Here is a 26,095-nt window from a genome sequence, read left to right as displayed (position 1 = left end):
TAGCTCAGTTGGTAGAGCATCTGACTTTTAATCAGAGGGTCGTAGGTTCGAATCCTACATGACTCACCATTTTAATCACGCGGGTGTGGCGGAATTGGCAGACGCACTAGACTTAGGATCTAGCGCCGCAAGGCGTGGGGGTTCGACTCCCTTCACCCGCACCATTTTAAATTAAATATTGCCAGATTAACACAGCATATGCGGAAGTAGTTCAGTGGTAGAACATCACCTTGCCAAGGTGGGGGTCGCGGGTTCGAACCCCGTCTTCCGCTCCAAATATGCCGGGGTGGCGGAACTGGCAGACGCACAGGACTTAAAATCCTGCGGTAGGTGACTACCGTACCGGTTCGATTCCGGTCCTCGGCACCATTTTTATAAATTAGAAAAATTTACATATGCGCCCATAGCTCAACTGGATAGAGCGTCTGACTACGGATCAGAAGGTTGTGGATTCGACTTCTGCTGGGCGCACCATTTCCGGGAAGTAGCTCAGCTTGGTAGAGCACTTGGTTTGGGACCAAGGGGTCGCAGGTTCGAATCCTGTCTTCCCGACCATTAAAAAAATTAATTTGGGGCCTTAGCTCAGCTGGGAGAGCGCCTGCCTTGCACGCAGGAGGTCAGCGGTTCGATCCCGCTAGGCTCCACCAAATTTTAAAATATAATATCATGGCGGCCTAGCTCAGCTGGCTAGAGCGTACGGTTCATACCCGTAAGGTCGGGGGTTCGATCCCCTCGGCCGCCATATTAAAGGACCTTTAGCTCAGTTGGTTAGAGCAGACGGCTCATAACCGTCCGGTCGCAGGTTCGAGTCCTGCAAGGTCCACCATTTAAATATCGGAGGAATACCCAAGTCTGGCTGAAGGGATCGGTCTTGAAAACCGACAGGCGGGTCAAACCGCGCGGGGGTTCGAATCCCTCTTCCTCCTCCATTATCATAAATTAATATATAACATTATCGCGGGGTGGAGCAGTTCGGTAGCTCGTCGGGCTCATAACCCGAAGGTCGCAGGTTCAAATCCTGCCCCCGCAACCAAATGGTCCGGTAGTTCAGCTGGTTAGAATGCCTGCCTGTCACGCAGGAGGTCGCGGGTTCGAGTCCCGTCCGGACCGCCATTTTTTAAAAAGCATTATGGGTCGGTAGCTCAGTTGGTAGAGCATTAGATTGAAGCTCTAAGTGTCGGCAGTTCGATTCTGTCCCGACCCACCATGATGCGGGTGTAGTTTAGTGGTAAAACCACAGCCTTCCAAGCTGTTGTCGGGAGTTCGATTCTCCTCACCCGCTCCAAAATGGGCCTATAGCTCAGCTGGTTAGAGCGCACGCCTGATAAGCGTGAGGTCGATGGTTCGAGTCCATTTAGGCCCACCATTTATTATTCCGAAGTAGCTCAGTTGGTAGCAGCATCTGACTGTTAATCAGAGGGTCGCAGGTTCGAGTCCTGCCTTCGGAGCCATATGGGGAAGTACTCAAGTGGCTGAAGAGGCGCCCCTGCTAAGGGTGTAGGTCGGGCAACCGGCGCGAGGGTTCAAATCCCTCCTTCTCCGCCATAGAATTGGCCCCTTGGTCAAGCGGTTAAGACACCGCCCTTTCACGGCGGTAACACGGGTTCGAATCCCGTAGGGGTCATACTAAGTCTTTAGAACAGTTTATGTTCTAAAGACTTTTTTATTTTTATGTTAATCCGTTCAATATTTCTAGAATTTCCATCTCATCTTTTTTCTTTTCTTAAAAATTGAAAAATGGCTTTGAAAAGTTGTTTTTGGGGAATAAATAAGAAAGAATGGGAGGCTAAGTATATGAACGAACAACAATTACAACATTTAAAGAATGAATTATTGGATGAGCTGAAACGTATTGAAGAAAGACCTGATAATGACAGGGTTTTTGAATCAACGGAGCTCTCTAACTATGATAACCATCCTGCTGATCAGGCGACAGATCTGACAGACCAAGCAACAGAGCTAGCAATGGATAAATTCCATGACTTTCAAAAAGAAGAAATTAAAGAAGCGCTTCGGGCCATGGAGAATGGTACGTATGGTACCTGTGTAGTGTGTGGTAAAGAAATTCCTTACGAACGCTTAGAAGCAATGCCTAGAACTTTGACTTGCATAGAGCATGCAGAGGATACACTAGATACAACGGAACGTTCAGTTGAAGAAGGAGTTCTCACAGGGAATACTTCACATCCAAGTAATTTGAAGGATTACCGTGTTGACGGTGAAGATAGCTTTCTGGTTGTCGAAGAATATGGTTCATCGGATTCACCATCTGATAAAGGAAGCGAATCTGATGGAACTTATGATACAGATTTATAAAAGACTGCATTTACGCAGTCTTTTTGTTTTGTCCAAATTCCATGATTAGTCATTAAAAAAGCAAATAAGTGCCGAAAATTAATGAAAGTTGTATGATAGAATATATAGAAGTATGTACTTAGTAGATAAATGATCTACTGACGGAGGTAATTTTCATGAATCATCAGTTGTCGTCAACAATCGGCGACCAAAAGGATACAGAAAAAACAACACTGCAGTTTTTCTCAGAAACAATCGAAGTTAGCACTTTGTCTCCATTAGCCTTTTTTCATGCAGGTGAAGAAGAATTTACTGGACAACGTTTTTTCTGGCAAAATCCTGATCAAACTTTTACGTTAGTTGGCCTAGGCCATGCACATATAGTCGAAAGCGGATTAAATGAGGGACGTTTTGAAGAGGTCGACCAGCAATGGAAGAAGCTCACGCAGCATGTACTCACAAATGAGGAGAATGTAAGGCCCGTATTATTCGGAGGTTTTACATTTGATCCTGCCAACACACAGACAGGCGAGTGGGATGATGTGCCAGAAGCCTTTTTCGCAGCTGCTACCTACCAGTTAATTATCCGTAACGGACGCAGCTATATTAGCACAAACTATATAGCAGAACGGGAAGATACCGGACTGTTTCAGAAGCTTTGCAAAAAAAGAGATGAACTTCTCCGTGCAAGCTACACATTGGAGAAAGTGGAATACGATAAACCAATAGTGGTTGAAAGTACAGAGCCCAATAAAGCAGCTTACCTTACATCGATTGAACAAGTAACAAATCTTATTCAGAAGAAAGAAGCGGACAAGGTAGTCATTGCGCGTTCACATGTTTTGAAATTTCAAGAGCCAGTTGCTTCAGCAAATGTTCTTGCACAACTAATGAATGAACAACAAAATAGCTATCTGTTTGGCTTAGAATATAAAAACAGTTTCTTTTTTGGCGCCTCTCCTGAACGTTTAGTAAAAGTGCAAGATGCTTACGCGTATTCATCATGCATAGCGGGTTCTATTAAACGTGGGAGAACAAGCGATGAAGATGAACGTTTAGGGCTTGAATTATACAATGATACGAAGAACCGTTCAGAGCATCAATATGTAGTGGATATGATCGGCAAGACATTTAAGGATAATTGTTCTTCTTATACAATCCCTAGCCAGCCTGAGCTATTAAAAATCCGGGATATCCAACACTTGTTTACACCTGTTGAGGGACATTTAAAGAATGGAGCTACGATTTTGCAATTGGCGAAAACCTTGCATCCGACTCCTGCTTTAGGCGGTGTGCCGCGAATGCGCGCTATGGAAGTGATACGCCAATATGAACCGATGAACAGAGGATTATATGCAGCACCAATTGGTTGGCTGGATGACCGAAATAATGGTGAATTTGCAGTTGCAATACGATCAGCATTATTAAATTCGAGTAAAGCCTTTTTATATGCGGGTGGAGGCATTGTAGCTGATTCAACGCCACAAAGTGAGTATGAAGAGACACTTGTAAAATTCCGCCCAATGGTTCGCGCTTTAGGGGGGCAATTAGATGACGAATAAAGAGATTTTAAATAACTATGTATATAAACTTGTGAGTGCATTGCATGCTACCGGCATAAAAGATGTTGTAGTGAGCCCTGGCTCTCGTTCTACACCACTTGCTTATGCATTTGCCCACAGAAAAGAATTTACGCTCTATCGACAAGTGGATGAGCGGTCAGCTGCTTTTCTCGCATTGGGACTTGCCAAGGCTAGTACGAAACCTGTTGTCCTTGTGTGTACATCAGGTACGGCAGCAGCAAACTATTTCCCAGCGATCGTAGAAGCTAAAATAGCACGTGTACCTTTAATTGTATTAACAGCAGATCGTCCGCATGAGTTACGTGAAGTAGGAGCACCCCAAGCGATTGCGCAAACCCATCTTTATGGAGATCAAGTAAAATGGACAGTTGATTTTCCAATACCAGATGACTCACAACAGATATTGCCGTTTATTGAGCGCCATATCGCTCGTGCGGTGGCTATTGCAAGCACGCATCCATATGGACCAGTTCATGTCAATGTGCCGTTTAGAGAGCCATTATTGATTGATTTTCCGGAACAGTTGCCAGCAGTCTCCTTTACAGAGAGCATATCCTCTCAATTGAAGCCAACAGAGCACGCAATGAATCTGTTAGAAACAGTCATTGAACAAGCGAAAAAAGGGTTTATTATCGTTGGGGAGTTACCAGGACGCACAGATGTCACCTATATATGGCAATTGGTTCGCCGGCTAAAATGGCCTGTTCTCGCTGATAGTCTATCCCAATTGCGAGCGAATGTGCCAGAAGACTGCGAAGCTTATATTATTGATCAATACGATGCATTGCTGAAGAATGAAGCATTTAAACAGATGGCAGCAGCAGATACAGTGATCCGCTTCGGCGCTCAGCCTGTTTCTAAACCATTGATGCAATTTTTAACGTATTGTGAGCCAAGTACCTATTTGGTAGTAGATGAAGATCCGATGTTTCGTGATTCGCTTTCTCTCTCAACCATGCATATTCAGGCATCTATCGATCATTGGCTAAATGATCTTATCATCAATCCAGCAAATATAGATTCAGCTTATGTAAATCTGTGGACACAATCAAATGAAGCTGCAGAAGCTAAAGTTGAAACATACAAGCTAGAAGAGTCCGATGAAGGGGCAATGGCAGCTGTTTTATTCCAGTCATTGCCAGATGAAAGTAACTTATTTGCAAGTAGCAGCATGCCAATACGAGATGTCGATACTTTCTTTTCGAAAACCTCGCGTGATATTCATATTTACGCTAACCGAGGAGCAAATGGCATTGATGGGGTTGTATCCACGGCAATAGGTACGCAATTGGCAACAAAGCGGGATACGTATTTGTTGATAGGCGATTTAGCGTTTCTACATGATAGCAATGGATTAATTGCTACACGATATCAAGCATGTGATATAACGATTGTCATTATGAATAATGATGGTGGGGGCATCTTCTCTTATCTGTCGCAATCGACAGTTGAACAACATTATGAGGAACTATTTGGCACACCTTCAGGACTTCAATTTGCTGATTTGGCAAAAATGTATGATGCAGAGTACGAACCTGTCCATACAAAGGAAGAACTTAAGAAAGTAGTGCAACGGCCGAAGGCTAAAGCGTTGCGAATCATTGAAGTGTTCACCAATCGTGTGCAGAATTTAGAAGCACATCGTAATCTTTGGGATGCAATTGGCAAGGAGTTAGACAAGAAATGGCAAGTGTAATGACAAGTATTCGTGGCCAGAATATCCATTATCAAGTGGTTAATCCGGAAGCAAAAACGACCATTGTTTTTCTCCATGGCTTTACAGGAAGCACAAAGACTTGGGAATCCACTGAACAATGGATATCTAAAAAGTATCGTATGATTTCAATTGATTTAATCGGCCATGGTTTAACGGATTCTCCTTATAGCGTAGAGGCCTACTCGATGGATGAACAAGTGGAGTTGCTGCGTGAATTCTTCGAAGCCCGCCGAATCTATACGTGTACATTGGTTGGGTACTCCATGGGAGGCAGAGTGGCACTAGCTTTTGCCATTAGGTATCCTGATAAAGTGAAAAAGCTAGTTTTAGAAAGTGCCTCTCCAGGTTTAAAGACCGAAGATGAACGCAGAACCCGGATAAAAAATGATCGGCAGTTGGCAGAGCGTATTGAGAAAGATGGCGTAGAAGCATTTGTGAATTATTGGGAGAACATTCCTTTATTTGAATCACAAAAACATTTGCCAGCTGATATTAAACAGCAAGTAAGAGATGAAAGGCTGAACCAATCACCTGTTGGACTTGCCAATAGCTTGAGAGGAATGGGGACGGGGAAGCAGTCGTCCTATTGGCATGAGCTTAAACATTTTAAAAAACCTGTTGTCATGCTGACTGGAGAACTCGATCGAAAATTTATTCAAAAAGCAATAGAGATGAAAGATGAGTTTCCAATTTGTGAGCATTATATCGTGCCAGCTGTTGGCCATGCAATACATGTGGAAAATCCTCAAATCTTTGCTACAATAATAAAGGAACATTTAGAAGACGAATAGGAGGACTCATTAATGACTCGTGAATGGGTAACAGAACATGTCTATGAAGATATCAAATATGAATCTTATAATGGCATCGCAAAAATAACAATCAATCGTCCAGAAGTGCGCAATGCCTTCCGTCCGAAAACAGTAACGGAAATGATTGATGCATTTACACGTGCGCGCGACGACGCTAAAATCGGCGCAATTATTTTGACTGGCGAAGGCGAAAAAGCATTCTGCTCAGGTGGAGACCAAAAAGTACGCGGCAATGGCGGCTATGTTGGCGATGACAACATTCCACGTTTAAATGTGCTTGATCTTCAAACATTAATCCGTAAGATTCCAAAACCGGTTGTTGCTATGGTTGCAGGATTTGCTATCGGTGGTGGACATGTACTACATATCGTATGTGATCTAACAATCGCTGCTGACAATGCTATCTTTGGACAAACTGGTCCAAAAGTAGGTTCATTCGATGCTGGTTATGGTGCTGGCTATTTGGCACGTATCATTGGCCATAAAAAAGCACGCGAAATTTGGTACCTTTGCCGCCAATACAATGCACAAGAAGCGTTGGATATGGGGCTAGTCAATACAGTCGTACCATATGAACGCTTAGAAGATGAAACTGTACAATGGTGCGAAGAGATGCTTGAAAAATCTCCAACTGCACTACGTTTCCTAAAAGCATCATTCAATGCTGATACAGATGGTTTAGCAGGATTACAACAATTCGGTGGAGATGCAACATTACTTTATTACACAACGGACGAAGCGAAAGAAGGCCGTGATGCGTTCAAAGAAAAACGCAAGCCGGACTTTGGTCAATTCCCACGTTTCCCATAAACCGAAGAGTACTCATTTTCTAAGGAGTCAACGTATACGTTGGCTCTTTTTTTCTGTGGTAAAATAAAAATAATAGAACGGAGAAGGTGAATGAAATCATGGTTCCAAATTGGATCATCCAACGCGCAAGCTTGACGCCAAATCGTATAGCATTGCGTTTTCAAGACAAATCATGGACATATCAAGAGTTAAATGAACAATCTCTCCTCATTGCAAAACAATTAGTGTCCCTTGGCATCATGCGTGGAGACCGAATTGCCCTCTATGCTTCTTCCACAGCTGAATTAATCTTCATGATAGGCGGATGCATGCACTTACAATGTGAAATGGTCATGTTAAACTTACGCTTAAGCAAAACGGAGCTGGCTTATCAGATAGAGGATGCAAGAGTCTCGGCTATATTAGCGGAGGATAGTTTGGTTGATAAGCTGCCTTCTAGTGATATAAGAATCTACGCTTTCACAGATATTTTTGCTTCTGAAGGGAAGGGGTTTAGTCCTTCTAGTGAATGGAATGAGTCTGATACGATGACTATTATGTATACCTCAGGTACAACAGGCTTTCCGAAAGGTGTGCGTCAGACGGTAGGAAATCATCTTTCCAGCGCTACGTCATCGCTTTATAATACGGGGCTATTAAAAGAGGAAGCGTGGCTATGTACAGTTCCGCTATTCCATATCAGCGGATTTTCGATGTTTTGTAAATGCATATTACACGGTGTGGAACTTGTGCTTTATACAAAATTTGATGCTAAGAAGGTGGCTGATCAATTAGTAGAAGGCTCTGTGACACGTATGTCTGTTGTCTCAGTAACTCTTGCAAGGATTATCGAAGAATTAGAAAAACGTGGGCAGAAGGCTTCTGAACGCTTTCAAACGATGCTTGCGGGCGGAGGACCAGTACCGATTGATTATTTGGAGCGAGCAGCGGAGCTTGGAATCGAGATTGCCCAAACGTATGGGATGACAGAAACAGCTTCACAAACCACTACTCTTTCCAGTGAAGATGCTATGCGGAAAATTGGGTCAGCTGGGAAACCACTGTTCTTTAACCAAATTTCGATTGAAGGTGTATCTAAGCCATTCGAGGAAGGTGAAATACTGATTCGCGGACCTCATGTCACACCAGGTTATATTGGTCGATTTAAAGAAAAATCTGCCTTACAAGAAGGCTGGCTACATAGCGGCGATATTGGCTACTTGGATGATGAAGGCTACCTATTTGTTGTTGATCGTCGTGCGGATTTGATTATTTCAGGCGGCGAAAATATATACCCAGCTGAAATTGAAAATGCATTAATCTCGCATCCTGCTGTTAGAGAAGCGGGTGTCTGCGGTGTTGAGGATGAAAAATGGGGTCAAGTGCCTTATGGCTTTGTCGTTACCAAAGGGAATATAGACGAAGAAGATTTGTTAATCTACTGTAAAGAACATTTAGCGGGCTATAAAGTGCCGAAACGGATATTTATTGTCAAGGACTTACCTCGTAATGGGGCGAACAAGCTCTTGCGAAGAGAATTGCCAAAGCTTATATGATGTGAATAAAACACTTTCTTTATAAGGAAGTGTTTTATAGCTTTTTCTCAGCCCAATTCCTTTATGTCTTAAAGCATAAAATAGGCAATACCTATCTATGCGAAGGAGAATGAGATGCACTGGATAACGATTATATTGATTGGCATTGCGGCTAATTTAGATAATTTAGGGATAGGACTGGCATATGGCATAAAAAAAACGAGAATTCCCTTGCTTTCTAATGTGACTATTGCCTTCATATCTATGGCCGTTACGTTTATTTCCGTCAAGATTGGGAGTGCCATAGCCCATTATTTATCGCCTCATCTTGCAGATATGATTGGGAGCTTCTTATTGGCAGGGATAGGTATTTATATGATTGTCGATGATTTAATGAAAACCAAAAAAGATTTCAACCTGGATAAAATAGATAAAGATCAAAATAATATAATATCATTCAAAGAGGCTGCATTGCTTGGGCTTATACTATCTATCAATTGTTTGGCTACGGGGATTGCGATAGGGGCAAATGGAATTTCGGCAATTTGGACAGTTTTATCCATCGGCTTTTTTTCTGTTGTGGCTTTTTCGATTGGCGGAGAATTTGGCTTGCGTATATCGAAGACGGTCATTGGAAGAAAGGCTACTATCCTTTCAGGGGTACTACTTATTTTTATCGGTATTTTTGAATTGTTTATATAATGGCAAAAAGCCTTCCAATCCGGAAGGCTTTTTATGTTTGATTTGTGACTCTAGTTTGGTAAAGATTGAGTGCATCTTGAAGGTTTAAAATTTCTTTTTTTATTTTGCCGTAGCCTTTAATTAAAGGTACATTGTTTTTCGCTGTGATTTGCTGTTGCTCCATGTTTTTAGCCATGGATTCAAATAGATAGAGCAATTTTGATAAGTTTTCTTCCTCTAACACGACCGATTGGGATGTCTGGTTCAGCGAGCTTAGATGGAAGCTGAGCTGCTCCAACGAAGCGATAGTTGGCCATAAGAAATCTAAAGTCTTATTGCTAGGTAATTCTCCTAACGCTGTCGTGTAGACTGTACGAAGATTTGTCATATTTATTTGCATCTTACTCATTTTATTGGTACGGTCTGTTGCTGAGTATTGTGTTTGAGCTGAAAATAAATTAAACAGTAGCTCTGATTGACTACGAATCGTTTTGGCGATAATATTGGGCAGCCTGCTTGAAGCAGTTCGTCTGCCGATTAGGAGCACACCTATTAACCCAATAATTGCTCCTATAATAATGTCTGTCACGCGTGTAGTTGCAAAGAAAGAAAGATTATTGATCTGTGTTGTATTCTCTGCAATTAAAATGGAGTTGGGCGTTAAAAATATAACCGCAAACGCATAGTTTTTCACGATAAATAATTCTGTAAAAAAGCTAAAGACAAGACTGCACAATGCCACTAAGATACCTGTTGGCTGATTGTAGAGAATAACAGATGCAATCAATACACCTAAGATTGTACCAAGTGATCGTTGGATGGCCCGGTGAAAAGTACTTATAATGGTAGAGCCCATCATAACAGCTGCACAGGAAGCAGGAATCCAATATGAACGTTGAAAGTCAAATGAGAATGCAATTAATGCAGCAATGATTAAGACAAAGCCGTATTTTATCGAATTGGTAAAGACAATGGAATCCTTGTCCAAAGCATGGCTCAGCGATTTAAATGCAGAAGGTTTAGATATGTTTAATTCAGCATTTATATTTTTTAAAGTCTTATTCAAAATAGCATCAGCATCATATATTTTTGACAATAAAGCGCTGATTTTTTGAGTCGTTTCTTTAGGTTGTAAAATTGTTTTTACACCAGAGGAGGGATTATCAATCAAGTCAGCAAGAGCTTTGACAGACTGCCCGACTTCTTTAGGGAGTTTTGTATAGCCATCTGCAACAAGTTCCAGAATATCTGAGAAAATGAGGTTGGCTTGATTGTTTAGCAGATAAAGTCGCTTGTAACTAAGAGAGCTGTGCCAAGGAGAATAGCCGGCTAATAAAACGGTATCTGCATTATTTAAGATCTGAACCGTTTTTTCACAAGCTAAATCGAATTGATCTGTGCCCACTTTGTCGATTAATCTTGCAATTTCGGTATAAACTGCATGGACTGCTTTGGTTTCTGGGCCATATGGATGCCAGAACCAGCCAATCATAGCGACTATCCAGGAAAAAATGCCGCCTAACATTACCAGGCCACCGTATAGCCATGCAAGATGGGGATCAGGGTGTGTTGCAGAAGACATTGAAAATATCATCACGAAGAATATGGATGCAGGGCCAGGTATTTTAAGTGCACCAAATATGAAAGTCACTAATGCTCCTACAAGGCCTATTAATAAAGAAAATAATATAGTCGAAGAGGACGTCAATACACCTAACATCATAAGTACAGAAAAGCTGGCTGCAACAAGGAAAATTTTCTTCGCTCGTTGAAGATAGGGTTCATTCCATACATACAAGTAAGCAAAGCCGCCAATCGAGGCCATTAGTCCGTATGAAAAATGGTTAAATAAAATGCCTATTAAAGTTGGAGTTGCAGAGCAAATGCCGGCACATAGCGCCCGAGACAGTGGAAATGGTGTCTTGTTTATGGCAAATGCTCCTTTTACCCATTGGATTAAATGAGATCGAAACATATATTACATTACACCTCTATGTTGTTGAATTCGTAATAAAAAAGTTATCACTTACTTTAGTATATCAAATTTAAATTAGTTAAGACGAACAATTCATATGTTTAATTTGTTCAAAGAGAAGGAATACTAAACGCGAGAAGAAATTAATATTAGGAGAGTGTACGTTATGTCTAATTTACAACAACAATTAAATCAATTGGTATCTCAATGGTCAGTGCTATATACAAAGCTTCACAATTATCATTGGTATGTAAAAGGACCAACATTCTTCACATTGCATGCCAAGTTTGAAGAGCTATACAACGAAGCAGCAGAACATCTGGATAATATTGCTGAACGTATTTTATCTCTAGGTGGCAAACCAGTAGCAACTATGAAAGAGCATCTAGAGATTTCGAATGTCCAAGAAGCTCAAGGTAGCGAAACAGCTGAACAAATGGTGGATACACTGATTAAAGATTTTAATCTGGTTATGGAAAGTTTGAAAGCTGGTATGACAGAAGCATCTAATGAAAATGATGATATGACAGAGGATTTACTTAACTCCATTTATCAAAGCTTAGAAAAGCATGTATGGATGTTAAATGCATTCTTAGGATAAAATAAAGATGGCCCATCCAATTTTGGATGAGGCCATCTTTTATTAATTCAATGCTTTTTTAAATGTGTCTATGTTATGTTGCATTAATGTAAAGTAATCTTCTTTATGTTGAATGTCCTCTTTTGTCAGTACACTTAGATTGTGAAGTGTTAGAGGTTGTGCTCCGATATCGTTCTGAATGACTTTAGCAAGGTTTGAAGAAACATTTTGCTCGAATAGAATGTAGCGTACATTATCCTCTTTTGCTTGGTCTACAATATGAGCCAGTGTTTTTTGTGATGGTTCATCCTGGGAGTTAAGACCAGCAATGGCTACTTGATTCAATCCATATGTGCCTGCAATATAGCCAAAAGCAGCATGTGAAACAAAGAATGTTTTATGCTTTGCATTCTTTGCCATTGTTTTGTAATCGTTATTCAACTTGTTTAAATCTTTAACAAGTGATTCATAATTCGTTTCAAATTCAGCTTTGTTCTTAGGTTGCGCTTTTACTAAAGCATTCTTAATAGATTTTGCTAAATCTTGGCTGATAACTGGCGAAAGCCAAACATGTGGGTCATACTGGCCATGCTCGTGACCGTCTTCATGATTTCCTTCATGTTCGTCTTCTTCCTTGCCGGTACTGACAGCAAGTTTGTCTTTTGATACTTGTGCGGCAGTCTCAACCATTTGGACTTGTTCATTTTGAAGAGATTTTTTTGACTTTTCAACGAATCCTTCAAGTCCTAAACCAACGTAAAAGAAATAATCTGCATCTGCTAAATTCATCATATCCCGCTGCGTTGGTTCGAATGTATGTTCATTTGAGCCAGGTGGATAAATAGATGAAACATTAACATGGCTTCCACCAATTCGTTTTGCGAAATATTGAAGTGGATAAACAGTTGTGTAAATATTAAGCGTCTTTTTATTGGCAGTGTCTTGTTCATTTTTAGTCGTTCCACAAGCAGCTGTAAATAAAGCTATGACCGTTACTAAAAAAATTATATAAAACTTTTTCATTATAGCACCTCATAAATAGTAATCATTACGGTTTGTTTTTTAAACAATAACTACTATACAAGATATCTGTAGAAAATACAATAAAAAAAGCCCCGAAAATTAATTCTTTCTCGGAGGCCATTCTTCTGGCACTGGATCATAGCCGCCTTCACAAAATGGTTGGCAACGTAATATCCGTCGAATCGCCAAGTAGCTACCTTTAAATGCACCATGTTTTTCAATAGCTTCAATTCCGTAGTTAGAACAAGTAGGGTAAAAACGGCAGCTAGGTGGCTTTAATGGTGATAGCACTTTTTGATAAAAGCGAATAGGCAGTATGAGAATTTTTTTCAATATATGTCAACTTCCTTTATAATCTATTGATTAATCTACTTTATTTTACTGCAACTGTTCTAAAAAAAATAGTAATCTTCCTTTAAGAAAATAGTAAAAGCAAGCGCTTGGTATATAACTATTTTTAAAAAAGGAGTTTAATTTCATTCTATAGGGGAATATATAAGCAGAGCCAAACAAACAGAAAGAAAGAAAGGAAGTTGATATCATGTTAAGTTTTATTTGGTTTTTAATTATCGGAGGTATCCTAGGTTGGTTAGCAGGTCTAATCTTAGGTAAAGATATTCCAGGCGGTATTATCGGTAACATTATTGCTGGTATTATTGGTGCATGGATTGGTGGTAACTTATTAGGCGAATGGGGACCAAAAGTAAGTGATTTCTATATTATTCCGGCTCTATTAGGTGCAATCATTTTAATCTTTATTGTCAGCCTAATTATGAAAGCAATGAGAAGAAAATAACAGGTAAAAGCGCAAATCCTTTTGGATTTGCGCTTTTATTTTGTATAGAAGCCGGATTAACGGCCATGATAAGCATAATTCGTTGCAATGCTTTAAGAGGTGAGAAAATGAAATTAAAGGAACTAATCTCATGCCTGGCTTGCGAAATAGATGAACAGCATGGGGAGATAGAGATTAAAGGGATTTCCACGAATTCCAAAGAAACTCTACCAAATGAACTCTTTGTGGCTATACAAGGATACCAAACGGATGGGCATCAATATATTGACAATGCAATTGCAGCCGGTGCAATAGCTGTTGTGGGTGAGAAAAAATTGGACCATGTTACGGTACCTTATTTTCAAATAGAAAATGGACGCTCAGCGTTGGCTCAATTAGCTTGTACTTTTTATAATCACCCATCAAAAAGGAAAACAATGATTGGGATTACCGGAACAAATGGTAAAACAACCACCTCTTATATGTTAAAGCATATCTTAGAGAGCACAGGAAATAAATGTGCTTTATTTGGTACTGTACAAAATGAAATCAACGGCAAAGTATGCAATTCTGCCAATACCACACCATGCCCGCTACAGCTGAATAAACAATTAAATGCAAGCCGGGATGAATATATCTTGATGGAAGTTTCTTCACATGGAATTGCCCAGCATCGTGTTACCGGTGTTGAATTCGATTACTGTTTATTTACAAACTTAGACCATGATCATTTAGATTTCCATAAAACCATTGATGATTATTTTTCTGTAAAAGCACGTTTATTTGACCAAATGAAACCTACTGGCAGAGCAATCATTAATCGGGGAGATCGATATGGCGAGATATTAGCAAACCGTTTATTAAATAATAATTCCACATTCTATTCAATGGGGGATAAACCCCATCATGACCTTCACCTTACATCCATACAAACCCGAAAAGGAACCTTCGCATTACAAAAGAATTCTATTCACACACTTCAACTTCAAATTGATGGCAAACATAATATACTAAATGCTGCACTAGCGTTTTTAACGGCAAGCAAGATCGGTATTCCTCCCCAAGAAATTATTCAAGCACTGGAGAGTTTTTCAGGAGTTCCAGGACGCTTTGAAAAAATCACCCACCCAAAAGGTACCACTATCGTCGTTGATTATGCACATACAGCAGATGCCTTTAATTATTGTTTAGAAACAGCAAAAGAAGAAGGGGCAAACCGTATATTCCATGTCTTTGGTTTTCGAGGAAATCGAGATACAACAAAACGTAAGGACATGATCCAAAACTCCAAAAGTAATAGCGATGTACAAATTCTTACCTTCGATGATTTAAATGATCTGAGCCAGGAAGAGATGAAAGAAGCATTAGAGCAAGTGAATGATGGATGCTTGATTATTCCTGACCGTACCCTTGCAATACAAAAAGCTATAGATGAAGCAGATGCAAATGATTGGGTATTTATTACTGGAAAGGGAGCTGAGATGTACCAGCAAGACTTTGAATTGCCGACGAGTTCAGATATTGATACTGTAAATTTTCTTGTTGAACAATAAGTGTACTCTCAAAACACATCTCCCCCAATTGTTGGAGATTTCATATAAATGCCCCACAATTGCCGGTTGTGGGGTTTTAAATTTTTTTTATTTGGTATCACTTTTTATCTGAATAAAGAAAGAATAAACCAGCAGACGACGAATATGACTATCCCATAATAGGTTCTCATTCTCCATATCCTGCATATACCGAATAAAGCTAATAGAAGGGCTGTCGTATAAATACCAAGACTTAAAAAGCCAATCATGGTTCCGAGCGTGCTGCTCAAAAATAAACTTATAATAAAAAGAAAAATCGATATGATAAATAATACTGTCATTCGCACTGCATGTTTAGAACGAGGAGAGAATATAAGTGTGAGCGCATCAAGAAATAGACCAATAAGAAGACCAGCTAAGAAGACCCCAGTGAATAGATGCATAGCCTCACCACTTTCTGAATTTTCCGTTTCCTTATATAATATGCAAGTTGAAAGGCAAGAAACGTTTTAAATGCCTAATCCTCGTATAAAAAAATTAAACACAACCATGCTATAAAAAATGTGGCCAAATAAAGGAGGATTACATGATGTCAGAACAAGTAGATGCCTATGTGTCGGTAATGCATAAATATTATAATTTTTCCCCAGACCTAGCACCTTGGGAATTCCAAATTAATACCAATGCTGAAATGTTAAAGGTACTTGATTTACTTTTTAGACAAATGCAAGGATGGGAAGCAAGTGGTATGTGGCGTGCACACCTTCCAGCTGTTCCTTATCATCTTGATGCACAAAACAATGAAGTAGATAAACGGTTGGCTAAAGTTTATGCCATCATTCATGAATACGGCGATGAAGAGACTAAGAAATTTATTGAAGGAATGCCTTATTACAGTTGATGGATTGATTTACCTTCGTTACACTTATAAAAACAAGGAGTGAGCGAAGGTATGTTTACATATACAGATTTAAATGGCTTTGGTTGTGAACTCTCTTTTAAAAAGAATTCTTTTTCCATCAAACCTCAACATGTGTTGGTGTTAGCGAAATATAAAGGGAAATGGTTGTTGACCGAGCACCCTCTTCGCGGTCTTGAATTTCCGGGCGGTAAGGTAGAGAAGGGGGAAATGTTAGAAGATGCGGCAAGAAGGGAAGTATATGAAGAAACAGGGGCCGTGCTCTCGGATATAGTTTGGTTTGCCACTTATATAGTTCACGCAGAAAGGCCTTTTACGAAGGCGGTATTTATAGCCTCTGTCCAAGCAATCGAACAAAATCACCAGTATAAAGAAACAGCTGGCACATGCCTGTTGGATGAGGAAGAATTAGATCACTGCACCAATCTAAGTTTTTATATGAAAGATGCAGGGATGAAAAAAATGTTAGAGAAGGTGAGTGAACGTGAATATCAATGGTGATATCCATTACATGAGGGATTATCCATCGCCCAATCCAAATGTCAAACTTGCCGAGATTACATATTGGTCGGAAGGTTTAAAAGTGAAAGGGCTTCTTGCTACGCCTCTACAAAATCCAAAGAGTGAAGGAATCCTATATTTGCGAGGCGGCATTCAAAATGTGGGGATGGTACGTCCTGCTCGTATTACACAGCTTGCGGCAAATGGCTTTGTCGTATTCGCGCCGTATTATAGAGGTGTACGCGGTGGTGAAGGAAAGGATATGTTTGCTGGCGAAGACCGCTTTGATGCAGTAAATGCTGTCGAAGTGCTGAAGCGTTTTTGTGACAGTGAGAGAATTCATTTGTTCGCATTTTCTAGAGGTGGGCTTATGGCTCTTTGGACTGGTATTATTCGAAATGACATCACGTCCATTGTTACATGGGGAGGCGTCTCTAACATTGAGTACACATACGAAGAACGGGTTGATATGCGTCGGATGATGAAACGCGTATTCGGAGGTTCTCCTATGACCAATCCAGCTGCATATGAAGAGCGCACGCCTTTAGACCGAATAAAAGAAATTAATGCTTCGGTCTTAATTATTCATGGGATGAAAGATGACAATGTGAGTTTTAAGCATGCTGAACTACTTGAAGAGCGCTTAAAGGAATTGGATAAAAGAGTTGAAACCTGGTATTATCCCGAATTCACTCATTACTTCCCGGGTGTAGCTAATCGCAATGTCCTCCGAGGGGCATGCCAATGGATGAAACTACAATAAAATAAGTAGGTGAAAAGATGGGTTATCTTAAAGCGACAAATGATGTAAGGCATAAAAGTGATACCTTGCCGTTTAAAAAACGCTATCCTTTCTGGCAGGAATTATGGGAGGTTTATTCTGGACCCTACAATGAGCTGCAGGTGCAAAATTGGAAGGAAGAAAGCGAGGCAATTCAAGAACTGGAACAATTCAGTTTTAGTTCACAGGATGAAGGCTTAGTAAAAATTCAGCGTGTCACCTTAAATGATAAAATAAGAGATTATTTTATTCACCACTCAGCCGATTCAAAAGAACAGTTAAAATGGTTTTCTATTCTGTTCCATGATGATCATGGAATAGAAGGCATTGAAATAAGAAATTACGCAGAAGAAATTTTCTTTAATCAAGTAACGAGAGAAGATGCCGAACCTATTCTCGAAATGTTTAAGAAATACGATACAGAAGCAGAATTTTTTCCAGATGATACAGATTAAAAAACCAAAAATCCCCGGCTAGCCTTGGGCCTGCCGGGGATTTTTTGCGATTTGGATTTACTTATAGGTTGTAAGCGATAAGTTGTAGCAATTAAACGATTGGCGCGCCTTTTTCAGAAATATCTTTTGAAATGACGCCGAATTTTTTAAAGTTTTCATGGAACATGCCAGCAAGTTCTTTAGCTTTTTGATCATAAGCATCTTTATCCGCCCATGCATTACGCGGATTTAAAACTTCTGTTGGCACTCCTTCGATTTGTGTAGGCATAGATAGACCAAAGAATGGATCTTGCTCTGTGAATACATTGTCTAGCTTGCCGTCGATTGCAGCACGAACCATTGTACGAGTATAAGATAGTTTCATACGGCTGCCTTCACCATAGCTGCCGCCAGTCCAGCCTGTATTAACTAAGAATACATTAGCTTCATGAGCATCGATTTTCTCACCCAACATTTCTGCGTATACAGAAGCATGCAGTGGGAAGAATGGAGCACCAAAGCATGTAGAGAATACTGGTTCTGGTTCTACGACACCGCGTTCTGTTCCAGGAATTTTGGAAGTGAAGCCAGATAAGAAATGATACATCGCTTGCTCTTTTGTTAATTTACTGATTGGAGGCAATACGCCAAACGCATCAGCTGTTAAGAAAATAATTGTTTTAGGGTGACCACCTACAGATGGACTTGCAATATTTTCGATATTTTGGATTGGGTATGCAGCACGTGTATTTTGAGTTAATGTAGTATCATCATAGTCAGGTATACGTGTTTCTGGATCAATCGTTACATTCTCAAGCACTGTGCCAAATTTGATAGCATTATAGATTTCAGGTTCTTTTTCAGCAGAAAGGTTGACTGTTTTCGCATAGCAGCCTCCTTCAATATTGAATACTCCATTGTCTGACCAGCCGTGCTCATCATCACCAATTAATTTGCGATTGCTGTCAGCAGATAAAGTCGTTTTACCTGTACCGGATAGGCCGAAGAATAATGCTACATCGCCTGATTCACCAACATTTGCAGAGCAGTGCATAGACAGAATACCTTGTTGTGGTAATAGGTAATTCATAATGCCGAAGATTGATTTTTTCATTTCGCCAGCATATTCTGTGCCGCCGATTAAAATAATGCGTTTTTCTAGAGATACGAGAATGAATGTTTCAGAAGATGTTCCGTCTACTGCTGGATCAGCTTTAAAGGTAGGAGCAGAAACAATAGTGAAATCTGCTTCATGTTCTTCTAATTCTTCAGCTGTAGGGCGGATGAATAATTGATGTGCAAATAAATTATGCCATGCGAATTCGTTCACAACACGAATGCCAAGACGGGATGAAGGGTCAGCACCCGCAAATCCTTTGAAAACAAAAATTTCTTCTTTTTCTTTTAAATAGTCTACTACTTTCGTATATAATGAATCGAAAACTTCTGAAGAAATAGGTTGATTGATTTTGCCCCAATCAATTTTGTCTTTAGAGGATTCTTCTTCTACCATAAATTTATCTTTAGGAGAACGTCCTGTATATTTGCCAGTTACTGCGCGAACAGCACCATCTACCGTTAAGATTGCTTCTCCACGTGAAGTTGCTTTTTCCACTAATTGTGGAACTGAAAGCTGTTCTAAAATATTGCGCCCTTGTAATAAATCATTCAGTTCATTCGCAATTTCTACTGAATTCATCTGTGTACGTACCATCCTTTTTATATTATTACCCTTGCTAAGTGGGTGAGTATTAATCATTTCGAGAATTAGTATAACACATTAAGCGTATTAGTCTATACTAATAACTCGTTATTTTTTAAAAGTTTTCTATATAAATTAATTCATTAATTTACTTTACGAAAACGCTTAACTACATCACACAACAAAATTCATCAAAAATCAACTTTTTTCTTTATTTTTCATCGAAAATTTGACTTTCTTGTTCAATTCGCTTACTATATGCTATAGAACGGATACTCTTATCCCGAGCTGGTGGAGGGTCAGGCCCTAAGAAACCCGGCAACCTGCATTTTATCAAGTGTTAAATGTGCTGGTGCTAATCTGATGCAAGGAATATTCCTTGAACGATAAGAGTGAAAGGTGCTTACGAAACATATCCTTTCCTCATTGTGCGAATGAGCGAAAGGTTTTTTTGTGTAAAAATTGAGGCAAATTGATTTTGTTTCATATTAATATATAGCATGTATGTAAGGGCACTTTCTATATCCTCGTGTTTAAAAAGCAGCTAAAGCTTGGCGTTTAATCCATTTAAACGGACATGGGTAATGAGTACCGTATCACTTTCGAGAGGATCTCGTTGATTTAGGAGGAAACCAACCAAATGACTAACAGAAGATTATTTACTTCAGAAAGCGTAACAGAAGGACATCCAGATAAAATTTGTGACCAAATTTCGGATGCCATTTTAGATGCCATTATTGCAAAAGACCCGAATGCGCGAGTTGCATGTGAAACAACTGTCACAACAGGCCTTGTCCTTGTTGCAGGAGAAGTGACGACCTCAACATACGTTGACATCAAAGGAATTGTAAGAGATACAGTAGCTGAAATTGGTTACACACGCGGTAAATACGGTTTCGATGCAGAAAACCTAGCAGTACTTGTAGCAATTGGCGAACAATCACCTGATATTGCACAAGGTGTAGACCAAGCACTGGAAGCTCGTGAAGGAAAAATGTCAGATGCAGATATCGAAGCAATTGGTGCAGGGGACCAAGGGTTGATGTTCGGCTATGCTTGCAATGAAACACCTGAGTTAATGCCGCTTCCAATCAGCTTAGCGCACAAATTGGCACGTCGTTTAACAGAGGTTCGCAAGACAGGTCAACTTGCATACTTGCGTCCGGATGGAAAAACACAAGTAACAATTGAGTATGATGAAAACAACCATCCAGTGCGTGTGGATACAATTGTTATCTCAACTCAACATGATGAAGATGTAACCTTAGAACAAATTCAACAAGATCTTAAATCAACAGTAATCAATAATGTAGTGCCAGCTGAATTACTGGATGAAAACACAAAATACTTCATTAACCCAACAGGCCGCTTTGTAATTGGTGGACCAAAAGGGGATGCAGGTCTTACAGGTCGCAAAATCATCGTCGACACATACGGTGGGTATGCGCGTCATGGCGGCGGTGCATTCTCAGGGAAAGATGCAACAAAAGTGGACCGATCTGGAGCATATGCAGCACGTTATGTAGCTAAAAATATTGTAGCTGCAGGCTTAGCAGAGCGCGCAGAAGTTCAATTAGCTTATGCGATCGGTGTAGCTCAGCCAGTTTCTATCTCTGTAGATACATTTGGTACAGGAAAGGTCACAGAAAGCGAATTAGTAGAAGCCGTGCGTGAGACATTTGATTTGCGTCCTGCAGGCATTATCAAAATGCTTGATCTTCGCCGTCCAATCTATAAACAAACAGCGGCTTATGGACACTTCGGTCGTGTTGATTTAAATGTACCTTGGGAAAATACAGATAAAGCTGAAGAATTGAAAGCTAAGTTTAAATAAATTGAATTTCATGCTATGGAGGTTTTTCCTCCTTGAAGCGATAAGCTGATTCTTATGAGAACCCTGTCACATTTGTGATAGGGTTTTTGGTTTTTATTCTCCATTATTCTTAATAGGGTGTGAACAAACCATTCTTTAAAAATAAAATGAAGACAAAATAAAAACCGTGCACACAGAGATGAATATAATTTCGGTTCATAACCTTTTCTCTCTTTGAATAAGTTAATAAGAAGTTCAAGGAGGAGAGATGGTTGAAAACAAATGAATTCTTTTTTCTCACATGGGCTGCTTTTTTAACCGGCTTTGGTTTTGTCTTAGTTGCGATTTGGAATACAGATTGGCAACTTGTTGAGCGAGGATTCTATACTATTTTGTTGGGGTGGATTACTTTTTCTGCTTTTTCACTTGTAAAGACAATTCGCGATCGGCACGACGGAATTAAAGTAACAAAAGAATATTTGCTCCTTTGTTATTTATCAACGATTGCTTCATTTGGAATAGGGATGATAAGTGTTTGGAATACAGAATGGGAGCTTGTCGAAAAGGGATACTATTGGTTAGGGATCATATTTGTCTTATACACCTCTTTCGCGCTATCAAAGGAAATTCGTGACAGACAATATGGTAAGTCACTCAAAGGCAACATCAATGGAGAGGAACAAGAAGAATAAAAGTAAAGAGATGGCCTCCCTTTTGAGAGAAGCCATCTTTTTATTATCTTTCTGAATTTTGTTGGACAGATTTATAGAATTGGCCCTTTTCATGATATTCGTTGATAATGCGGACCATGTCTTTTTTATCTTCATCAGTTAATTCCCGTACAACTTTAGCTGGTCGTCCGAAAGCCATCGTATTCGGAGGTATTACTTTGCCTTGTGTCACAAGGCTTCCTGCCCCGATGAATGCTCCCTCGCCAATTTCTGCGCCGTCTAAAACAATGGATGCCATACCTATAAGCGCACCTTTTTTTACATGACAGCTATGTAGTGTCACTTGATGGCCAATTGTTACCTCATCTTCAAGGACAAGCGGTCGGCCGGGACTTTGGTGTAAACAGCACAAATCTTGTACATTCACTTTACTTCCAATAATAGTAGGGGACACATCACCTCTAATCACTGTATTATAAAATACAGATGAGTCTGGTCCAATTGTCACATCGCCAGTGATAACGACATGATCTCCTATGAAAACAGAAGGATCGATATTAGGTTTTTTGTCGTGATAAGGGTAAATCATCGAAAATTCGCCTCATTTCAAGCTATGATGTTATTAATATCGTAACAAATGGTAGATTGGAAGGAAACTGAAATCTGTAAAATACGTTAAAATAGAGTGATACGACAATCAGTGAATTTTATCATCTCTGATTGTTACCTAAACCTATCAGGTATTGATGGTCAAAATAAAGAAGTATATCATTCTAATTTTTGGTAGCCATTAATACGGGAAAAGTGAAGAATTGAGGAGCGGAATAGAATGTGGAAATGGGAAGCAGAGGGACAAGCGAAAGCTGTTGTTGTTTTTATACATAGTGCATATGAACATCATCGGAGATATCCATGGCTTATTGAAAAGCTACGTGTATCTGGCATGCATGTTATCACAGGTGATTTGCCTGGACATGGCGAAGTGAGCCGGAAAAAGAAAGCGCATGATGAAGGATTTAAAGAGTACCTAAAGTTCATTCGACAAATGATGGAGGTTGCTATAAATTATAATTTACCAATCTTTATAATGGGGCATGGCCTTGGCGCAAGCCTTGCAATGGAATTAATACAAATACGGAAATACGAATGCGCAGGCATGATACTAACATCTCCATGGCTGCATCTTACACATCAGCCATCAAAATTTTCTAATGCTCTTTCAGGGATTAGCAAATTAACAGGGAATTTAAAGATACAGCATGATATACCAATCAAAAATCTTTCACGCAGTTACGAATTTTATAAAGAACAAAAGGACGATCCCTACTATTTTTCAGGCATTACAGTGGGGTGGTATAAAGAACTGCAGCAGTTTATGAAATCATTGTGGACAAAGAGAGAAACAATTCCGGATATCCCGGTCTTGCTAATGAATGGGGGAAGCGACAAAATTGTGTCTCCAGCTTATAGTAAAAAATGGCTTTCTCAACAAGAAACGTCTGAATTCCAATATAAAGAGTGGAAATCTTGCTATCACGATCTTTATCAAGAACCAGAACGGGAAGATATCTATCAATATATGGAATCCTTTATGTTTAATGCTTTACGCAATATCGGGTATATTATCTAATTTAAATTAAATGGAAGTGTGTTTTTAAGAGGTAAATTTTTTTGAGCCACAGTAAAAAAATATAAATCTGGGCATATGCTTTAATTTTGCATATGTCTTTTTTTTGTCACATATTCAGATTCTAGGCGGCATATCATGTGTAAATCTTACTACTAAATGTGTTGAGGAGGAGTCGAAATGAAATAGCATAACAAATTATATATTTATATGGTAGAAAAATAAAAAAGATTATTTCGAAAATTTTGTTTGCAATCTATCAATATTTAAAATATATTGAATTATAAGAAAACTATAAAGGGGTTTTTTTATGGGGGATTTTGTTGCAGCAATAAATGACATTTTGTGGGGGCCGTGGATGATTTACGGCATATTGGTTGTTGGATTAGTCTTTTCAATCATTATGAAGTTTCCACAGGTAAGATTTATTAAAGACATGGTTTTATTAATGTTCAAAGGGGAAAAATCAGAAAAGGGGATTTCATCCTTCCAGGCATTATCTATTGCCTTATCAGGTCGTGTAGGTACCGGTAATATCGCAGGTACAGCTACTGCCATTGCATTCGGTGGTCCTGGCGCTGTATTTTGGATGTGGATGATTGCTTTTATCGGAGCGGCTACTGCATATGTAGAGTCAACACTAGCACAAATTTATAAAGAAGAACGAGATGATCAATATCGTGGCGGTCCTGCTTACTATATTGAAAAGGGAACAGGGAAAAAATGGGCTGGTATTATTTTTGCCATTGCAGCATTGATGGCGATGGCCGTCCTAATGCCTGGTGTTCAGACAAACGCTATTTCAGATGCTATGCATAATGCATTTGGTGTTAGCCAGTGGATAACTGGATTGATTGTGACTGTTCTATTAGCAGTTATTGTTATCGGTGGAGTTAAAGCCATTGCAACTGTAGCACAATATGTAGTGCCATTCATGGCCATTTTGTATATGATTATGGCTGTTGTTATTATTTGTATGCATATTGGTGAAATTCCACATGTATTAAAGCTTATCTTTGAAAACGCTTTCGGATTCGATTCAGCTTTTGGCGGTATGCTTGGAGCAGCGATTGCATGGGGAGTAAAACGTGGCGTCTTCTCTAATGAGGCTGGCCAAGGTACAGGAGCTCATGCGGCAGCTGCTGCGGAAGTTTCTCATCCGGCTAAACAAGGCCTAGTTCAAGCTGCTTCTGTTTATATCGATACATTATTGGTTTGTTCTGCTACAGCATTTATGGTTCTATTTTCTGGTACCTTTAATGTATTCGATGAAGCTAAAAAGAAATTTATCTTCTTAGGAGACTTCGGATCAGGCACTATCGCTGATCAAGTATCCGCAGGTTCTGCCTATACGCAATTTGCGGTAGACCAATCATTCCCTGGTTTCGGCTCAGGCTTTGTAGCAATAGCCTTGTTCTTCTTTGCTTTTACTACTACAATGGCGTATTACTATATTGCTGAGACAAATATTGCGTACTTATTTAAAGGGAAAACTCAAGTTATAGCAATGTGGATTACACGTATTGTGTATTTAGCAGCCAACTTCTATGGCTCATACAAAGCGTCAACATTAGCATGGGCTCTTGGCGATGTGGGCCTTGGATTGATGGTTTGGATTAATGTGATTGGTATCCTGATTGTTGCGAAACCGGCCATTAGGGCTTTGAAAGATTATGAAAGACAGAAAAAAGAAGGCAAAGATCCAGTATTCGATCCTACTCCTTTAGGAATAAAAGATGCAGATTTTTGGGTTGAATATAATAAAGAAAAGAATGCAAAAGATAATAAAAAACGAGATGCCATTTAGGCTCTCGTTTTTTTCGTTTAATATTGTTCTTGTTTTTTATAAATGCTATTTAGCGCACGCTCTTCTTCAGGAATTCGTACATACATCATCAACATGTTTAAAAGGGTGAAGAAAATAGCCGTTACATATGCTTGGAATATCAATGGAATGACAAGAATTTCTAGGGCGACGATGACATAGTTTGGATGAGGAATCCATTTATAGGGACCCTTTTTTACCAATTGAGCGTTAGGCAATACAATAATTTTTGTGTTCCAAAAGTGACCGAGCGATTTAATTGCCCAGATCCGACCTAATTGAAGGACGATAAATACTGCAAGTAGCCATGGCCATATGGGACTCAATGTAGATTCCTTTACCATGTACTCGATGAAGAATGAAGCCAAAAAAGCGACATGGAGCATCACGATATATTTATAGTGTGCCTGCCCAAATTCAATTGCTCCTTGGTTTTTCATATAACGCTCATTATTTCTTGCCACACGGAGTTCTACTAGCCGTTGAATGCAAATTAGTGCAAATACGATTATAAATAGCATACAT

Annotated in this window: 24 protein-coding genes, 17 tRNA genes and 1 riboswitch; of the genes, 35 read left to right on the top strand and 6 right to left on the bottom strand. The window is 39.6% G+C overall.

Annotated elements, in window-relative coordinates:
- Positions 1–79: 79 nt before the first annotated feature.
- The 24 genes from F0527_RS11265 to F0527_RS11150 all read left to right on the top strand — a co-directional run bounded on the left by F0527_RS11265 (position 80) and on the right by F0527_RS11150 (position 9,433).
- Positions 80–164: transfer RNA gene (locus tag F0527_RS11265), tRNA-Leu, on the top strand.
- Positions 165–200: 36 nt separating this feature from the next.
- A tRNA-Gly gene (locus F0527_RS11260) sits at positions 201–275 on the top strand.
- A 5-nt stretch (positions 276–280) separates the two neighbouring features.
- A tRNA-Leu gene (locus F0527_RS11255) sits at positions 281–369 on the top strand.
- Positions 370–397: 28 nt separating this feature from the next.
- A tRNA-Arg gene (locus F0527_RS11250) sits at positions 398–474 on the top strand.
- A 4-nt stretch (positions 475–478) separates the two neighbouring features.
- Positions 479–555, top strand: a tRNA-Pro gene (locus F0527_RS11245).
- 16 nt (positions 556–571) lie between these two features.
- Positions 572–647 (top strand) — tRNA-Ala (locus F0527_RS11240).
- 21 nt (positions 648–668) lie between these two features.
- Positions 669–742, top strand: a tRNA-Met gene (locus F0527_RS11235).
- 7 nt (positions 743–749) lie between these two features.
- A tRNA-Ile gene (locus F0527_RS11230) sits at positions 750–826 on the top strand.
- Between the two features lie 10 nt (positions 827–836).
- Positions 837–929, top strand: a tRNA-Ser gene (locus F0527_RS11225).
- Positions 930–956: 27 nt separating this feature from the next.
- A tRNA-Met gene (locus F0527_RS11220) sits at positions 957–1,033 on the top strand.
- Positions 1,034–1,036: 3 nt separating this feature from the next.
- A tRNA-Asp gene (locus F0527_RS11215) sits at positions 1,037–1,113 on the top strand.
- Positions 1,114–1,131: 18 nt separating this feature from the next.
- Positions 1,132–1,207: transfer RNA gene (locus F0527_RS11210), tRNA-Phe, on the top strand.
- A 4-nt stretch (positions 1,208–1,211) separates the two neighbouring features.
- Positions 1,212–1,285, top strand: a tRNA-Gly gene (locus tag F0527_RS11205).
- Positions 1,286–1,289: 4 nt separating this feature from the next.
- Positions 1,290–1,366, top strand: a tRNA-Ile gene (locus F0527_RS11200).
- A gap of 8 nt (positions 1,367–1,374) precedes the next feature.
- Positions 1,375–1,451, top strand: a tRNA-Asn gene (locus F0527_RS11195).
- 3 nt (positions 1,452–1,454) lie between these two features.
- A tRNA-Ser gene (locus F0527_RS11190) sits at positions 1,455–1,545 on the top strand.
- 7 nt (positions 1,546–1,552) lie between these two features.
- A tRNA-Glu gene (locus F0527_RS11185) sits at positions 1,553–1,624 on the top strand.
- Between the two features lie 170 nt (positions 1,625–1,794).
- Positions 1,795–2,316, top strand: a complete 522-nt coding sequence (locus F0527_RS11180) for a TraR/DksA C4-type zinc finger protein (RefSeq protein WP_066789142.1) — start codon at positions 1,795–1,797, stop codon at positions 2,314–2,316.
- 155 nt (positions 2,317–2,471) lie between these two features.
- A complete protein-coding gene (locus F0527_RS11175; protein WP_150284861.1) occupies positions 2,472–3,857 on the top strand; it encodes an isochorismate synthase in 1,386 nt (461 codons plus the stop codon).
- Positions 3,847–5,574 carry a 2-succinyl-5-enolpyruvyl-6-hydroxy-3-cyclohexene-1-carboxylic-acid synthase gene (gene menD, locus F0527_RS11170; RefSeq protein WP_150284860.1) on the top strand — a complete coding sequence of 576 codons (1,728 nt, stop codon included), beginning with the start codon at positions 3,847–3,849 and terminating at the stop codon, positions 5,572–5,574. The genes F0527_RS11175 and menD overlap by 11 nt, the downstream gene beginning before the upstream one ends.
- On the top strand, positions 5,562–6,386 hold the full coding sequence (menH, locus tag F0527_RS11165) for a 2-succinyl-6-hydroxy-2,4-cyclohexadiene-1-carboxylate synthase (RefSeq protein WP_150284859.1): 825 nt from the start codon (positions 5,562–5,564) through the stop codon (positions 6,384–6,386). The genes menD and menH overlap by 13 nt, the downstream gene beginning before the upstream one ends.
- Before the next feature lie 12 nt (positions 6,387–6,398).
- A complete protein-coding gene (gene menB, locus F0527_RS11160; RefSeq protein WP_147196102.1) occupies positions 6,399–7,217 on the top strand; it encodes a 1,4-dihydroxy-2-naphthoyl-CoA synthase in 819 nt (272 codons plus the stop codon).
- 98 nt (positions 7,218–7,315) lie between these two features.
- A complete protein-coding gene (locus F0527_RS11155) occupies positions 7,316–8,752 on the top strand; it encodes an o-succinylbenzoate--CoA ligase (protein ID WP_150284858.1) in 1,437 nt (478 codons plus the stop codon).
- Between the two features lie 114 nt (positions 8,753–8,866).
- Positions 8,867–9,433: a manganese efflux pump MntP gene (locus tag F0527_RS11150; RefSeq protein ID WP_150284857.1), complete on the top strand. Its 567-nt coding sequence runs from the start codon at positions 8,867–8,869 to the stop codon at positions 9,431–9,433.
- A 31-nt stretch (positions 9,434–9,464) separates the two neighbouring features.
- On the opposite strand, the gene F0527_RS11145 is transcribed toward F0527_RS11150, so the two are convergent.
- Positions 9,465–11,387, bottom strand: coding sequence for an FUSC family protein (locus F0527_RS11145; protein WP_150284856.1), 1,923 nt, complete (start codon positions 11,385–11,387; stop codon positions 9,465–9,467).
- A 166-nt stretch (positions 11,388–11,553) separates the two neighbouring features.
- On the opposite strand from F0527_RS11145, the gene F0527_RS11140 reads away from it, so the two are divergent.
- Positions 11,554–11,988, top strand: coding sequence for a Dps family protein (locus F0527_RS11140; RefSeq protein WP_066789125.1), 435 nt, complete (start codon positions 11,554–11,556; stop codon positions 11,986–11,988).
- A gap of 42 nt (positions 11,989–12,030) precedes the next feature.
- On the opposite strand, the gene F0527_RS11135 is transcribed toward F0527_RS11140, so the two are convergent.
- Both F0527_RS11135 and yidD read right to left on the bottom strand, forming a co-directional pair.
- A complete protein-coding gene (locus F0527_RS11135) occupies positions 12,031–12,990 on the bottom strand; it encodes a metal ABC transporter solute-binding protein, Zn/Mn family (protein ID WP_150284855.1) in 960 nt (319 codons plus the stop codon).
- Positions 12,991–13,089: 99 nt separating this feature from the next.
- Entirely contained in the window at positions 13,090–13,323 is a 234-nt protein-coding gene (yidD, locus tag F0527_RS11130; protein ID WP_150284854.1) for a membrane protein insertion efficiency factor YidD, read from the bottom strand.
- 208 nt (positions 13,324–13,531) lie between these two features.
- Here yidD and F0527_RS11125 point away from each other — a divergent pair, with 208 nt between their 5' ends.
- The 6 genes from F0527_RS11125 to F0527_RS11100 all read left to right on the top strand — a co-directional run bounded on the left by F0527_RS11125 (position 13,532) and on the right by F0527_RS11100 (position 17,953).
- The gene (locus F0527_RS11125) at positions 13,532–13,786 is read left to right on the top strand and encodes a GlsB/YeaQ/YmgE family stress response membrane protein (protein ID WP_066789114.1); all 255 of its coding nucleotides are present in this window, start codon (positions 13,532–13,534) and stop codon (positions 13,784–13,786) included.
- A gap of 107 nt (positions 13,787–13,893) precedes the next feature.
- Complete coding sequence (locus tag F0527_RS11120) at positions 13,894–15,318, top strand: UDP-N-acetylmuramoyl-L-alanyl-D-glutamate--2,6-diaminopimelate ligase (RefSeq protein ID WP_190323443.1); 1,425 nt, start codon at positions 13,894–13,896, stop codon at positions 15,316–15,318.
- A gap of 565 nt (positions 15,319–15,883) precedes the next feature.
- Positions 15,884–16,198 (top strand): transposase, encoded by a 315-nt coding sequence (locus tag F0527_RS11115; RefSeq protein ID WP_223823564.1) that lies wholly within the window; start codon positions 15,884–15,886, stop codon positions 16,196–16,198.
- Between the two features lie 51 nt (positions 16,199–16,249).
- The gene (gene ytkD, locus F0527_RS11110) at positions 16,250–16,717 is read left to right on the top strand and encodes an RNA deprotection pyrophosphohydrolase (protein WP_066789104.1); all 468 of its coding nucleotides are present in this window, start codon (positions 16,250–16,252) and stop codon (positions 16,715–16,717) included.
- Positions 16,701–17,480, top strand: a complete 780-nt coding sequence (locus F0527_RS11105; RefSeq protein WP_150284852.1) for an alpha/beta hydrolase family protein — start codon at positions 16,701–16,703, stop codon at positions 17,478–17,480. Before ytkD ends, F0527_RS11105 begins: the two co-directional genes overlap by 17 nt.
- 17 nt (positions 17,481–17,497) lie before the next feature.
- Positions 17,498–17,953, top strand: a complete 456-nt coding sequence (locus F0527_RS11100; RefSeq protein ID WP_150284851.1) for a hypothetical protein — start codon at positions 17,498–17,500, stop codon at positions 17,951–17,953.
- A gap of 91 nt (positions 17,954–18,044) precedes the next feature.
- Here F0527_RS11100 and pckA read toward each other — a convergent pair whose 3' ends face one another.
- Positions 18,045–19,631: a phosphoenolpyruvate carboxykinase (ATP) gene (pckA, locus tag F0527_RS11095; RefSeq protein ID WP_066789099.1), complete on the bottom strand. Its 1,587-nt coding sequence runs from the start codon at positions 19,629–19,631 to the stop codon at positions 18,045–18,047.
- A gap of 278 nt (positions 19,632–19,909) precedes the next feature.
- A riboswitch (SAM riboswitch) is annotated at positions 19,910–20,027 on the top strand.
- A gap of 247 nt (positions 20,028–20,274) precedes the next feature.
- On the opposite strand from pckA, the gene metK reads away from it, so the two are divergent.
- Positions 20,275–21,468: a methionine adenosyltransferase gene (metK, locus tag F0527_RS11090; protein WP_066789097.1), complete on the top strand. Its 1,194-nt coding sequence runs from the start codon at positions 20,275–20,277 to the stop codon at positions 21,466–21,468.
- Positions 21,469–21,719: 251 nt separating this feature from the next.
- Entirely contained in the window at positions 21,720–22,139 is a 420-nt protein-coding gene (locus tag F0527_RS11085; protein WP_066789087.1) for a YiaA/YiaB family protein, read from the top strand.
- Between the two features lie 43 nt (positions 22,140–22,182).
- Here the strand turns inward: F0527_RS11085 and F0527_RS11080 are convergent, their stop codons facing one another.
- The gene (locus F0527_RS11080; protein WP_066789085.1) at positions 22,183–22,707 is read right to left on the bottom strand and encodes a gamma carbonic anhydrase; all 525 of its coding nucleotides are present in this window, start codon (positions 22,705–22,707) and stop codon (positions 22,183–22,185) included.
- A 240-nt stretch (positions 22,708–22,947) separates the two neighbouring features.
- Between F0527_RS11080 and F0527_RS11075 the strand changes: the two genes are divergently transcribed.
- Both F0527_RS11075 and F0527_RS11070 read left to right on the top strand, forming a co-directional pair.
- Positions 22,948–23,748, top strand: a complete 801-nt coding sequence (locus F0527_RS11075) for an alpha/beta hydrolase (RefSeq protein ID WP_150284850.1) — start codon at positions 22,948–22,950, stop codon at positions 23,746–23,748.
- Positions 23,749–24,055: 307 nt separating this feature from the next.
- Positions 24,056–25,552 (top strand): alanine/glycine:cation symporter family protein, encoded by a 1,497-nt coding sequence (locus F0527_RS11070; protein WP_150284849.1) that lies wholly within the window; start codon positions 24,056–24,058, stop codon positions 25,550–25,552.
- Positions 25,553–25,569: 17 nt separating this feature from the next.
- Here the strand turns inward: F0527_RS11070 and F0527_RS11065 are convergent, their stop codons facing one another.
- Positions 25,570–26,091 (bottom strand): isoprenylcysteine carboxyl methyltransferase family protein, encoded by a 522-nt coding sequence (locus F0527_RS11065; protein WP_150284848.1) that lies wholly within the window; start codon positions 26,089–26,091, stop codon positions 25,570–25,572.
- Positions 26,092–26,095: the final 4 nt, after the last annotated feature.

Source organism: Rummeliibacillus sp. TYF-LIM-RU47 (assembly GCF_008638315.1).
GTDB classification, from domain to species: Bacteria; Bacillota; Bacilli; order Bacillales_A; family Planococcaceae; genus Rummeliibacillus; species Rummeliibacillus stabekisii.
Note: the sequence above shows the minus strand (reverse complement) of the source record. Positions and strands in the feature narration are given on the sequence as shown.